12 protein-coding genes are annotated in these 12865 nt (G+C 54.8%); 11 read left to right on the plus strand and 1 reads right to left on the minus strand.

What is annotated here, in order from left to right; genetic code table 11:
- Position 1: 1 nt before the first annotated feature.
- The 6 genes from CAMM_RS12550 to trpA all read left to right on the plus strand — a co-directional run bounded on the left by CAMM_RS12550 (position 2) and on the right by trpA (position 6852).
- On the plus strand, positions 2-1519 hold the full coding sequence (locus CAMM_RS12550; RefSeq protein ID WP_003846967.1) for an anthranilate synthase component 1: 1518 nt from the start codon (positions 2-4) through the stop codon (positions 1517-1519).
- Positions 1516-2160, plus strand: coding sequence for an anthranilate synthase component II (locus tag CAMM_RS12555; RefSeq protein WP_003846969.1), 645 nt, complete (start codon positions 1516-1518; stop codon positions 2158-2160). The genes CAMM_RS12550 and CAMM_RS12555 overlap by 4 nt, the downstream gene beginning before the upstream one ends.
- Positions 2161-2249: 89 nt before the next feature.
- Positions 2250-3269 carry an anthranilate phosphoribosyltransferase gene (gene trpD, locus CAMM_RS12560; RefSeq protein ID WP_003846971.1) on the plus strand — a complete coding sequence of 340 codons (1020 nt, stop codon included), beginning with the start codon at positions 2250-2252 and terminating at the stop codon, positions 3267-3269.
- Positions 3259-4734 carry a bifunctional indole-3-glycerol-phosphate synthase TrpC/phosphoribosylanthranilate isomerase TrpF gene (gene trpCF, locus CAMM_RS12565; RefSeq protein WP_003846972.1) on the plus strand — a complete coding sequence of 492 codons (1476 nt, stop codon included), beginning with the start codon at positions 3259-3261 and terminating at the stop codon, positions 4732-4734. The genes trpD and trpCF overlap by 11 nt, the downstream gene beginning before the upstream one ends.
- 13 nt (positions 4735-4747) lie before the next feature.
- Complete coding sequence (gene trpB / locus CAMM_RS12570; RefSeq protein WP_050759853.1) at positions 4748-5986, plus strand: tryptophan synthase subunit beta; 1239 nt, start codon at positions 4748-4750, stop codon at positions 5984-5986.
- A 2-nt stretch (positions 5987-5988) separates the two neighbouring features.
- Entirely contained in the window at positions 5989-6852 is an 864-nt protein-coding gene (gene trpA / locus CAMM_RS12575) for a tryptophan synthase subunit alpha (RefSeq protein ID WP_003846975.1), read from the plus strand.
- A 114-nt stretch (positions 6853-6966) separates the two neighbouring features.
- Here trpA and CAMM_RS12580 read toward each other — a convergent pair whose 3' ends face one another.
- The gene (locus tag CAMM_RS12580) at positions 6967-8298 is read right to left on the minus strand and encodes a dicarboxylate/amino acid:cation symporter (protein WP_003846976.1); all 1332 of its coding nucleotides are present in this window, start codon (positions 8296-8298) and stop codon (positions 6967-6969) included.
- Between the two features lie 183 nt (positions 8299-8481).
- Here CAMM_RS12580 and CAMM_RS12585 point away from each other — a divergent pair, with 183 nt between their 5' ends.
- The 5 genes from CAMM_RS12585 to CAMM_RS12605 all read left to right on the plus strand — a co-directional run bounded on the left by CAMM_RS12585 (position 8482) and on the right by CAMM_RS12605 (position 12669).
- On the plus strand, positions 8482-8952 hold the full coding sequence (locus tag CAMM_RS12585) for an SdpI family protein (protein ID WP_040355280.1): 471 nt from the start codon (positions 8482-8484) through the stop codon (positions 8950-8952).
- A 243-nt stretch (positions 8953-9195) separates the two neighbouring features.
- Entirely contained in the window at positions 9196-10233 is a 1038-nt protein-coding gene (gene adhP / locus CAMM_RS12590) for an alcohol dehydrogenase AdhP (RefSeq protein ID WP_003846979.1), read from the plus strand.
- 703 nt (positions 10234-10936) lie between these two features.
- On the plus strand, positions 10937-11533 hold the full coding sequence (locus CAMM_RS12595) for a hypothetical protein (protein ID WP_003846981.1): 597 nt from the start codon (positions 10937-10939) through the stop codon (positions 11531-11533).
- Positions 11534-11590: 57 nt separating this feature from the next.
- Positions 11591-12331 carry a Crp/Fnr family transcriptional regulator gene (locus CAMM_RS12600; RefSeq protein WP_147581092.1) on the plus strand — a complete coding sequence of 247 codons (741 nt, stop codon included), beginning with the start codon at positions 11591-11593 and terminating at the stop codon, positions 12329-12331.
- Between the two features lie 101 nt (positions 12332-12432).
- Positions 12433-12669 (plus strand): heavy-metal-associated domain-containing protein, encoded by a 237-nt coding sequence (locus CAMM_RS12605; protein WP_003846985.1) that lies wholly within the window; start codon positions 12433-12435, stop codon positions 12667-12669.
- Positions 12670-12865: the final 196 nt, after the last annotated feature.

A 12865-nucleotide genomic window follows, 5' to 3' on the forward strand; every position in this document is an offset into this window, starting at 1 on the left:
TATGACCGGATTTCATACCGCATCACGGCAGCTGCCGTACATCACCGATGCAGCCGCACTCTTTGATGCTCTAGCAACCAAACATGATTCAATGCTGCTGGAATCAGCAGATATTGAATCCAAGAAGAACGTGCAGTGCCTGGCCGTTGTAGATGCGGCTCTCAAAGTCACCTGCCACGGCCAACGCGTCGTAACCACGGTGCTCTCTGACACCGGGGAAGCCATGCTTCGACGCCTTGAAGAGCAGTTAGCCGAATTCGTCGTCGCGCCAGGGGAGTTCGAATTTTCTCCTTCCACCGACAGTGACGAACGACGTCGCCTGAAAGCCATTTCTAATGCCGAGGTGCTGCGCAAGCTTCAGCTTGATGCAGGCTACTCACACGAAATGCTTCCTTTCCTAGGCGGCGGCTTTGCTTATGACTATCTTGATACTTTTGAGGTTCTGCCGAAGGTGAGCGAGGGCGAAAACGACTACCCAGATTACGAGTTTGTTGTCGCCCAGACCCTGCTGCATGTAGACCACCTCAACCACGAGATTGTGCTGCACGGGGTAGACGTCGATGAATCGGAGCTGCATGCCCGCCTCGACGCACACCTTGCTAAGGCACAAGCGCTAGCCAATACTTCCACCAAGGCGGCCTCTGAAACCAGCACGGATGCCAAGTCCGTCACGGTTACCGCGGATATCTTGGACAAGGACTTCCGCAAGCACGTGGTGGAACTGCAAAACAACATCTACGAGGGCGATATTTACCAGGTTGTCCCGGCACGTTCTTTCAGCATGGAGTGCCCGGATGCCTTCGCGGCGTACCGCAAGCTGCGGGAGACTAACCCGTCTCCGTATATGTTTTATATCCGCGGTGCCGATTATGAGCTCATCGGCGCATCGCCAGAATCCAACCTGAAATTTGATGCTGATACACGCCAAGTGCAGCTCTATCCCATCGCTGGTACGCGACCACGTGGTGCAACGCATGAATTAGATATCCGCAATGAGTTGGATATGCGGACCGATACCAAGGAAGTCGCCGAGCACACCATGCTGGTGGATCTCGCGCGCAATGACTTAGCCCGCGTCGCAGTTCCGGGCACCCGCCGTGTTGCAGACCTGTTGCAGGTAGACCGGTACTCCCGCGTCATGCACTTGGTCTCCCGCGTGGTAGCGGAGCTACACCCAGACTTTGACGCAATCGATGCTTACCGCGCGTGTATGAATATGGGCACGCTCACCGGTGCGCCGAAGCTACGCGCGATGGAGCTGGTGCGCAATACCGAGAAAAAGCGCCGCGGCTCCTACGGCGGGGCAGTGGGGTATCTGCGCGGGGATGGCTCCATGGATAACTGCATTGTCATCCGTTCCGCGTACATCAAAAACAACACAGCGATTGTGCAGGCCGGCGCGGGCGTGGTCCGCGATTCTGTCCCACAGTCTGAAGCCGATGAAACTTTACACAAGGCATACGCGGTATTGCACGCGATTGCCGCCGCCGACAACGCCACCCTGGAGGTCATCCGATGAGCAAGCACAAAGTCGTGCTCTTAGATAATCACGATTCTTTCGTCTACAACTTAGTTGATGCTCTCACCGGCTATGACACCGTAGTTATGCGCAATACCGTAACAGTGACGGAAATCCTAGATCAGCAGCCAGACCTAATTGTGCTCTCCCCGGGCCCGGGTCACCCAACCGATGCCGGTTGCATGATGGAACTCATTGAGACCGTCTTAGGCAAGATTCCTATCTTAGGCATCTGCCTCGGGTTCCAAGCATTGCTAGAACACCACGGTGGGAAAGTGGCCCCCTGCGGTCCAGTGCACGGCTCGACGGACACGATGTTTCTTACCCAGCTCGGTGCCAAGCACCCTGCATTTGAAGGTTTGACCACCGATGTGGAACCGGATCAGCCCAACTATGTGGGCACGCACCTTCCGATTGCACGCTATCACTCTCTCGGCTGCGTGAATCTCCCAGATAGCCTGCAGGCACTTGGCTTTATCGATGACATTGTCATGGCAGCGGAGACTGAAGACGGCATGGCTTTGGGTCTGCAATTCCACCCGGAATCCGTGCTGACCCCGTCGGGCCCCATCATCCTGGAACGATGCATCGACAAGCTAGCGCATTCCCGGCCCTCGGAAACTTCGGCACTGAACGCCTAATTTCACATGCTGCACAGACAGTGGTTGCCGCACGTTAAACCGCATTTATTACAATATCTATAACAATCTAGAAAGGACGTCCACAGCTCATGGCAGCACCCATTAACACTTTGATGAAGTTCCTGGACAATCACGAACCCACGGTGGAAGAGGCCTACGAGGTCTTTTACCCACTGACCAACGGTGAGTATGACGATATCCATATCGCCGCTTTGCTGGCGACCATCCGCACGCGCGGGGAAACCTTCGCCGATCTCGCTGGCGCAGCCAAGGCCTTTATCAATGCTTCGCGTCCTTTTCCCATTACTGGCGCAGGCATCCTAGACTCCGCCGGCACCGGTGGTGACGGCACCAACACCATCAATATCTCCACCGGCGCCTCTCTTCTGGTCGGCGCTGGGGGAGCGAAGGTTATCAAATGTGGCAACCGTTCGGTCTCTTCTAAATCCGGTTCCGCGGACGCGCTCGAAGCACTTAATATCCCCTTGGACTTGGACGTCAACCGCGCGGTGCGTCAGTTCGAGGAATCTGGGTTTACCTTCCTGTACGCACCCGCCTACCACCCAGCCGTCGCGCACGTGATGCCAGTGCGCCGTGCCATCAAGGTGCCGACCATCTTCAACTCGCTGGGTCCTATCTTGTCGCCTGCGCGCCCAGAATTTCAGATTATGGGCGTCGCAAACCCGAAGATGGGCCGCACCATCGCGGAGGTCTTCAAGGAGCTGGGTCGCGGTCGCGCCATCGTCATGCATGGCGCCGGCACCGATGAAATCGCCGTCCACGGACCTACCCAGGTGTGGGAATTGCGCGATGGTGATATCCACGAATACACCGTCACCCCAGAAGACTTCGGTGTTTCCACCCACCAGCTCTCTGACCTCACGGGTGGCGACGGCAAAGAAAACGCCGAGCACCTGCGCCGCATCTTTGACAATTCTGCACCCGCGGCACACCGCGATGCCATCGCGGCCAATGCCGGCGCAATGTTCTACCTGACTGGTAAAGCAGATAGCTTTAAAGAAGGCACGGATAAGGCTTTGGGCTTGCTTGCCGATGGCACCGTGAAAGATTGGTTACAGCGCCACGAGGAGGCCAATTATGCCAAATAATCATCCACTACCCACGGTGTTGGAAGGAATTGTTGACAACCGTCGCACGCATCTCGGCGACATCGCCAAGCGAATTGCGCACGTCGATGTCCGCAACCTGCCACGCTCAACCCGCTCGCTTTATGACAACCTGCATGGTGCTACCAATGCCTTCATCATGGAGTGCAAGTCTTCTTCTCCCTCCTTGGGGCTGATTCGTGAGCACTATGAGCCTGGTGCCATCGCGCGTATTTACTCCCGTTATGCCGCGGGCATTTCCGTGCTGTGCGAACCCGATAAATTTGGCGGGGATTATGACCATCTGCAAACTGTGTCTTTATCCTCGCACCTTCCGGTGCTGTGCAAGGACTTCATCGTTGATGAGGTGCAAATCCACGCCGCGCGCTACTACGGCGCCGATGCCATTTTGCTGATGCTGTCCGTCTTAGATGATGAGGAATACACCCGCCTGCAAGATGAGGCACACCGCCTGGGTCTGGATGTGCTCACCGAGGTTATTGACGCGGAAGAAGTAGAGCGTGCGATTCGTCTCGGCGCTAATATTTTCGGCATCAACCACCGCAACCTCCACGATCTCAGTATTGATTTGACGCGCTCGAAGACCCTGGCAGCATTGCTGCCCGAAGGCGCCGTGGTCGTTTCCGAGTCTGGCATTCGCGATAACAAGACCGTCCGCGCGCTCGGTGGTCATTCCAACGCGTTCTTAGTGGGATCGCAATTGACCTCCACGCCGGATATTGATGAAGCTGCCCGCCAATTGGTCTATGGCCACAACAAGGTCTGTGGGCTGACCACGTGGTCCGCCGCCCAAACTGCCCGCGCGGCTGGCGCAGTCTATGGCGGCCTTGTCTTTGAAGAGGCTTCTCCGCGCAATGTTTCACGTGAAACCGCAGAGGACATTATCGCTCATGAGCCTGACCTAGACTACGTTGCCGTCTCCCGCCGAACGGAGGGCTGGGCGGACTTGGCTACCATCAAGGGTATTACGGCACTGCAGCTGCATGCTCCTTACCAAGGCAGCATCGAGGCAGAACTGGATTATGTCCACTCCGTCATCCAAGAGGTTAAAGACGCTGGCATTACCATCGCGGCTACCAAAGATGAAGACCTCGACTTTGGCGCAGAGCAGGAGAGAGGTCTGCACATCTGGCGCGCCGTGTCTATGAGCCAGGAAGATGGCCCGGCTCTGGCCCAAGCTCTGATTAAGGAAAAGGTCATCGATCGCGTCGTCTTAGACTCCGGCGACGGCGGCACCGGCACCAGCTTTGACTGGTCCACGATTCCTTCCGAGGTTCTGGATTCCGCTTTGTTGGCTGGCGGCATTGGCCCGCACAATATCGCGGAAGCGCTTAAAATTGGCACCGTTGGCGTGGATCTGAATTCCGGACTGGAGACAGAAAAGGGCACGAAAGACTCCGGCCTGATCGCTCGCGCATTTGCCACCATTCGATATTTTCATGCTTAAGGACAATCCACATATGACTGAATCATCCCGGGAAACTTTGCTTCCTGCCTACTTCGGAGAATTTGGCGGACAATTCGTTCCTGAATCCCTCATTCCTGCGCTCGACCAACTGGAGCAGGCCTTTGTGGACGCTATGGACGATGAGTCCTTCCAGAAGGAACTAGCGGATCTACTTCGCGATTACTTGGGGCGTCCGACCCCCATCACCGAGGTGCACAAGCTCGGTGGCAAGGCGCGTATTTTTCTCAAGCGCGAGGACTTAGTCCACGGTGGCGCGCACAAGACGAACCAGGTTTTAGGCCAGGCACTGCTGGCCAAGCGCATGGGTAAAACCCGAATCATCGCCGAAACTGGTGCTGGGCAACACGGGACCGCCACCGCATTAGCGTGCGCGCTCCTCGATCTCGAGTGCGTGGTCTACATGGGCGCCAAAGACGTCGCCCGCCAGCAGCCCAATGTCTTCCGCATGGAATTGATGGGAGCCAAGGTTATCCCAGTCGATACCGGCTCTGGAACGCTGAAAGACGCCGTCAATGAAGCTCTGCGCGACTGGACCGCAACCTTCCATGAGTCGCACTACCTCTTAGGCACTGCGGCAGGCCCACACCCATTCCCCACGATCGTGCGCGAATTCCACCGCGTCATCTCCACCGAGGCCAAAGCTCAAATGCTTGAGCGCATCGGCGGTCTGCCCGAACTAGTAGTTGCTTGCGTGGGCGGCGGCTCCAATGCCATCGGCATGTTCGCAGACTTTATTGACGAAGAAAATGTCGAACTCGTCGGCGCAGAGCCCGCCGGCGCAGGGTTAGATTCTGGCAAGCATGGCGCCACCATCAATAACGGCACCGTCGGCATCTTGCACGGTGCGCGCAGCTTCCTGATGCGCAATAGCGACGGTCAGGTGGAGGAGTCCTACTCCATCTCTGCCGGCTTGGACTATCCCGGCGTCGGCCCACAGCACGCACACCTGCACGCCACTGGGCGCGCAAAGTACGTTGGAATTACGGACGCGGAAGCTCTCGAAGCGTTCCAGCTCCTGTCGCAACAAGAAGGCATCATTCCCGCGCTTGAGTCTTCGCACGCGCTGGCTTATGCGCTCAAGCGCAAAGACGAAGACATCAACATCCTGGTGTCACTGTCCGGCCGCGGCGATAAGGATATCGACCACGTACGACAGACTTTGGAAGAGAACCCCGAATTGGTGCTCAACAAAGATATCCTCCAGGACACCGCTGACAAGGAGAAGAATTAATCATGTCTGCTACCCGTGATGGCGTCGCTCGTTTTGAACAGCTCTTCTCCCAACTGAAGGAGAAGAATGAAGGTGCCTTCGTACCCTTCATCATGCTCAATGACCCGACCCCAGATGCCAGTTTGGAAATCATCCGCACCGTGGTCAACGCCGGCGCCGATGCACTTGAGCTTGGCGTGCCCTTCTCCGATCCGGTTGCCGATGGCCCCACCATTCAAGGCTCACACCTTCGCGCCCTAGATGGCGGCGCGACTGTCGATGGTGCACTCAACCTCGTTCGCCAAATCCGCGAGGAATTCCCCGATACACCTTTGGGCATGCTCATTTATGGCAACGTGCCCTTTACCCGCGGGCTGGACACATTCTACGAAGAGTTCGGTGCCGCCGGCGCCGATGCCATCTTGCTTCCCGATGTCCCCGTACGTGAGGGCGCTCCGTTCGCTGCGGCAGCAGAGAAAGCCGGTGTAGCACCTGTCTTCATCGCGCCCGCACGAGCCACGGAACGCACCCTAGAAGGCGTTGCGAAGTATTCCAAGGGATATATCTATGCCGTCTCGCGCGATGGCGTCACAGGCACTGAGGTGGAATCTGACACCCTGGGCCTCGATGAGGTAGTAGCGAATATCCACCGCTACAACGGCGCACCCGCACTTCTCGGCTTCGGCATTTCTACGCCCGAACACGTCGCCGATGCCGTCGCCGCCGGCGCAGCCGGCGCCATTACCGGTTCGGCCATTACCAAGATTGTTGACCGCTACGTTTCACGTGAAACGGAAGATTCTCCTGGAGCCATCACCGATCTCGACGCACTGAAGCAGGAGATTACCGACTATGTCTCCCAGATGAAGGCTGCTACCAAGAAGTAGTGGCGTGCGTCGCTACTTGATATAGCGCACGAAAAAGCCTGGTTCCCACACCGCAATGGCGGGGAACCAGGCTTTATTCTTTTTAACTCAGAGCTGACTTCTGCGAACTACAGACTAATTCGCTTCGTGCTTTCCAGCGCTAGGAGAGTGACTAGCGGAAGAGGATCCTGCAGAAGCCGAGTCAGCTTCATCGTTATCAGTATCGACAGCTTCAATGAACTCCGCCTCGTAGCCCTCATCGCCCAAGAAGTTGTCTGGGTCATCAGGGTCGACGATCTTGTTCTTGGCAAAGCGGTCAACAATCATCGCGATAGCACCGTCGCCAGTTACATTCGCTGCGGTACCGAAGGAGTCGACTGCGATATAAGCGGCGATCATCAGCGCAATCATAGACTCATCAAAGCCCATCATGCTCTGCATCAGACCAACGGCGACCATGACTGCACCGCCAGGAACGCCTGGGGCGGCAATCATCATGACACCCAGCAAGAGAATAAATCCTGCGGCAGTAGCGACGCCGATGTTGAGGTCAGCCAAGTAGACCACGGCAAAGCCGTACAAGGTCAACTTGATCATCGAACCGGACAGGTGAATGGTCGCGCACAAAGGAATGACAAAACCGGCAATGGGCTTCGAGATTCCATTGTTTAATGCTGCACGGTGAGTAACCGGAATGGTTGCTGCCGAAGAAGAGGTACCTAGCGCGGTGAAGTATGCAGGAAGCATCGTGCGGATCGCTTTAAAGGGATTTCGCTCGGCGATGGCACCAGCCACCAAGTACTGCAGCACCAAGTAGGCAATGGTCATCACCACGGACAGGATCAACACCTTGGCAAAGGCGGAGAGAACGTCCAGGAGGTTGCCGTTCATACCCAGGCCGAGAAACATGCCGAAGATATAGATAGGCAGCAAAGGGATGACAAATCCCCAAATAACCTTGATGACGATAGCTTCCAACTCACGGGAAGCGTTATAAAGCGTATCTGCCTTGACCGCTGTCATGGCCACGCCGACACAAAATGCCAGCAGCAAAGCAGTCATGACCTCAAAAGGAGCGGGCATTTCGACCTCGAAATAAGGAGTCAGCGCACCTTCATCGACGTCAGACACGTCCAATCCTAATGATTGGCCGCCCAGGAGAACTGGGTAGAGCAACTTCGCGGTGATGTAGGCGATAACACCAGCAATAATGGTGGAACCATAGGCAATGGCAGCGGTATATCCCAACCACTTACCAGCACCTTTTCCAAGGCCAGCAATCGCTGGGGTAATGAGCGCAAAAATCAGGACCGGAATGAAAAAGTTCAGGAAGTTACTGAACAGACCATTAAATGTCGCGAAAATGCGCCCAAGCCATTCCGGGGCAAAAAGGCTCACAATGATGCCAAGAACGATCGCTATGACGATCTTGAACAACAGTGAGTCCGTCACTTTTGACTTAGACATTGGTTTCAATTCTATGAACGAGCTGCGGCGAGGGTCTACCCACTCACAACTATCGACAAGGGCTCGCCACCGACAGATTGGATTACCTGTCAAGCGACACGGAACTTACTTTAGCCCACAGTCAAGGATTTCTAATAGTCGCTGTTTGGTCATTTTGCTGCAAGGGGGATTAGAATGACCAGCATGGTCGCTGTTGGTTTGATCCTATTGGTTTTCGCCTTGTATTGGCTAATTTTCGGTGCTTTAGCTACCGCTCGTCGCCTTCCAGGAAATAAGTATTTTGGTCTGCGTATCCCAGATGTACGCAAGTCGAAAGAAGCCTGGGATGGCTCGCACGTCGTGGCCGGCCCAGTATGGATCCTCGCTGGCGTATCTTTCCTCTTTGGCGCACTCGTTGCCTTCCGCGCTTCGGGTTGGATGTGGCTGATCCCCGTCGCCACCGTTCTCATCGCAATTGTTGCAATCTCGGTCGGTTCCAACTTGGGCGCGCGGGCAGCCCACCTGTACACGCTTAAAGATCAAGAGGAGAACGGCGGCTGCAGCTCCGAAGGTGGCTGCAGCTGTGGCTCCGGCGGATGCGGTTCTTCTGCAGAAGCTCCACAAGTTGATATGGACGCACTCCGCAACGCAGTCAAAAATGTCGAAGGTGCCTAATACGCCTCAACACTTTCGAAGGATTATCCCGGTACTTTGTATCGGGATTTTTTGATCCCGATCTCAGAATCACAACACTTCGCGCACACCGTAATGACTAGGCACAAATACAATCAGCAATCGCTAGTGACACAGATAACAATAGTGTTATAGTTGGCGCAATACCTCGACAGCCGGGGTATCAAATTCGCAACAACCACAACTTCACCAAGAAGACACCTAAAGTCAGATAGGAGTGGCTCGATGTCTGCCGCTGAATCCCAAACTTTTAATGCTGCTGTTGTAGAAAAATTTGGCCAGGAAGTCACCGTCAAAGAGATTGACCTTCCACAACCTGGCCCCAATCAAGCACTGGTTAAAGTGCTTACCTCTGGAATTTGCCATACGGATCTCCACGCGCTTGAGGGCGACTGGCCGGTAAAACCTGCACCACCGTTTGTACCTGGACATGAAGGTGTCGGGGAAGTAGTGGAACTTGGCCCTGGGGAGCATGACGTCAAGGTTGGAGACATCGTCGGCAACGCTTGGTTATGGTCCGCTTGTGGCACTTGTGAATTCTGCATCACAGGTCGAGAGACCCATTGTCCCGATGCCGAATATGGAGGCTATACCCAGAACGGCTCCTTTGGCGAGTACATGCTGGTCGACACGCGCTATGCTGCCCGCATCCCGGAGGGAGTGGACTACCTAGAAGCAGCTCCCATCCTATGCGCTGGGGTGACCGTCTATAAAGCCCTCAAGCAGTCCGAGGCACGCCCAGGTCAATTTATGGTCATTTCCGGGATCGGCGGCTTGGGGCATATTGCTGTGCAATACGCCGTAGCGATGGGTCTACGTGTTATCGCAGTAGATATTGCAACCGAAAAGCTAGACCTAGCATCTAGACTCGGCGCTGAATATACCGTCAACGCAGGCGACGAAGACCCTGGCTCAGCTGTTCAAAAATACACCGAGGGCGGATCCCATGGCGTATTGGTTACAGCAGTCCACGAAGCAGCATTTGGGCAAGCTCTGGACATGGCACGCAGCGGCGGCACAATCGTCTTCAACGGACTGCCACCTGGAGAATTTCCTGCATCTGTATTCGACATCGTGTTCCGAGGATTAACTATCCGCGGATCTCTGGTAGGCACTCGACAAGATATGACGGAGGCGTTGGACTTCTTTGCTCGCGGTTTAATCAAACCTACCGTTACTGAATGCTCACTTGATGATGTCAACGATGTCTTTGAGCGAATGCGTAACGGCCAGATCGACGGTCGGGTGGCGATCCGGTACTAACGCCGACTGACAGCCGTCCCAATATTGGGATCAAAGAATGCCACGCTGCGTACACCAAGTACGGGCGTGGCATTTCACTGTCATATGAGCGCACCGAAATCCGCAACCGGTAGACTTTCACAACAGGAAAAATTGGTTTTCGCGCGAACGGGGCCGAGGACCTAACCCGCTAGAATAGCGTCACTGTGACGTTATTAAGTACAGACTACCCACCGAGTTTCAATGCGAGATAATTTAGCTATTTCAAAACGTTAACTATAGATCTTAGCCATGATTGAATAACTCATATTACGACTAAAATGCCCGCGATAGGGGAGAATGTGCGAATTCGTTGGAGATTCGATCTTAGGAGAATGCTTTAATGGGATTACTCAACCATTGCTGCGTTCTATACTCGCACCTGCCCAAGGTGAAGATGTCCTATTCTTAAGAACATCTATAGACCATCCAGGTAGACGATGAATAGAAATTCTCTGCGGAAACCACCCCACGTGCGACGGCGCTCTCGACGGGCGCTGGCTTACTAAGTTGTTATTTTACACGAGAAGACTGTAACAACAACAGCCCCAACCTCCACAGCTTAGAGCAGCGGGGATGGTGGGCAAAAGAGTTAACTGCGTAACAACATAAAGGTTTCTGCCAATCTCCTGCCCAAGTGTCCATTAAGGAAGATATCTACCGGTGAGTAAGGAAGGATGGAGACATGAATAAGTCCGTAGCTATTACCGCACTCGCCGTTTCCGCCCTTGCGTTAGCTTCCTGTTCTACGGAAGCGTCTAATGACGACAGCACGGACAATGGCGCCATGACCCAGACCGCCACGCAGGAGTCTCCGGAAACCACGGAGGAGACCTCAGAGGAAACTTCTGAGACCACCAGCGCCGAAGAATCCAGCTCTGAAACAACCACCACTGCCGCATCGAGCTCCGTCCGATTCGATGAAGCCGCTCTCAAGAGTGAACTCGAGGGGATGGGGTATCAGTGCGATGACGATGATGACTGCACCAAGACCGAAGGCGCCATCATCTACGACGTCGATATCGATGATGATTCCGTAGACGCTGAAGTCCAGGGCAATAACGATCTTGATCAGCACTTTGAAACCATCCTGACCGATGTTGGAACTGCATTCGGAGAGTATGACTTCGGTGGTGCTTCTTGGGATGAGATTCAGACGTGGTCGCTGGAGGCCGGTGAAGATGAGGAAACCGTCCTCGGAAACGTTGAGCTAGAGCATGACCGCGGTGAAGACGATGGAATCCCCACCCGCGATCTCAGCGTAGAGCTCATCGAAAGCTAAACCGCGTCGACTAGCCTACAGCGGAAAATACTCCTGGTGACCAGGTAAAATGAAATCATGTCCGCTAACCCTGTTCGTCCCAATTGTGCGCGTCCGCATTCTTGTTCTTTAGACGTCCGTCTGGATGCCATGGCGCGTTCACCGCTTACACGTGAACTCAAGCCCGAAGAACATCTAGATCTGGATTCCTTCGTCACGTCGTGGGCGTGGTCGGAGGGTGATCCACTCATGACGGCGGGGCAGAAGGTATCGGGTTCCTATCTCATTGTGGCAGGTCGGGTACGGGTCGTGCGCGATACCATCGATGGCCGTGAGATCACCGTCGACATTGCCTCGCCAGGAGATATCATTGGACCGCTAGAGACAAATCCTTCGTATGCGGTGGATTCAGCCTGGGCAATGGAAACCACCTGTGCGTTGTACCTACCAGCGGACCGTCTCGCAGAAGTCATCGCTAGGCACCCGGCTTTGGCAGTAGCAATTGTGCAGATGCAACACACGCGATTGGCTCAAGCACGAGATAGAGATGTCAATCAAAGCGCCAAGACCGTTGTGCAGCGCGTAGCCACAGTACTGCTTCGGCTCGATGCCAAATTGGGGGACCTGCGCCCAGACGGCAGCAGTTTGCTGCAAGTACGCCTTCGACGCGACGATATCGCGGGGATGGCTGGAACAACGCTCGAGTCCACCTCACGCGCCATGTCCCAAATGAAAAAGGATGGCCTCATCGACTCCGGGCGGGAGTGGGTGTCCATCATCGATACCCAGGCATTAGAGCGCATTGTCGATGGTGAATAAGAAGGTCTACGCTCTTTGATCTACATCAAAGAACCTTTCCCTACTTCGGCTTAACGTAGTAATTGCAAGCACGAAGAAAAGTGAAAGGAAGCTGAGAAGCCATGACCACCCCAACCGCATTGAAGAAGACAACCCTGCGCTCTGATGAGTTCACCTGCCCAAGCTGTATCGCGAAAATCGAGAATAAGCTACGCAGCCTCGATGGTGTCGAGTCTGCAGAGGTGAAGTTCTCTTCCGGCCGCGTCCTGGTAGAACACGACCCCGCAAAGGCGAGTATCCGCAACCTCGTCGACGCCGTGGCGGAAGTCGGATACACGGTTAAGCCATCCGCTATCTAAGCAACCACCGGGCAGTAAGCGAGGAAACCGCACTTACTGCCCGCCAATTACACAGTCTGTTCCTGACTCTCCTCGGGAACAGCCTTTTTGTATTTGCGGTGCGCATACCAGCAAAAAGCGATATCGCAAACATTGATCTGGATCAAGGAACCTCAACTGCATCCCCCATAACGTTAAAGGTGACATCACAACACCA

The sequence above is a fragment of the Corynebacterium ammoniagenes DSM 20306 genome (assembly GCF_001941425.1).
In the GTDB taxonomy this organism is placed as follows: domain Bacteria; phylum Actinomycetota; class Actinomycetes; order Mycobacteriales; family Mycobacteriaceae; genus Corynebacterium; species Corynebacterium ammoniagenes.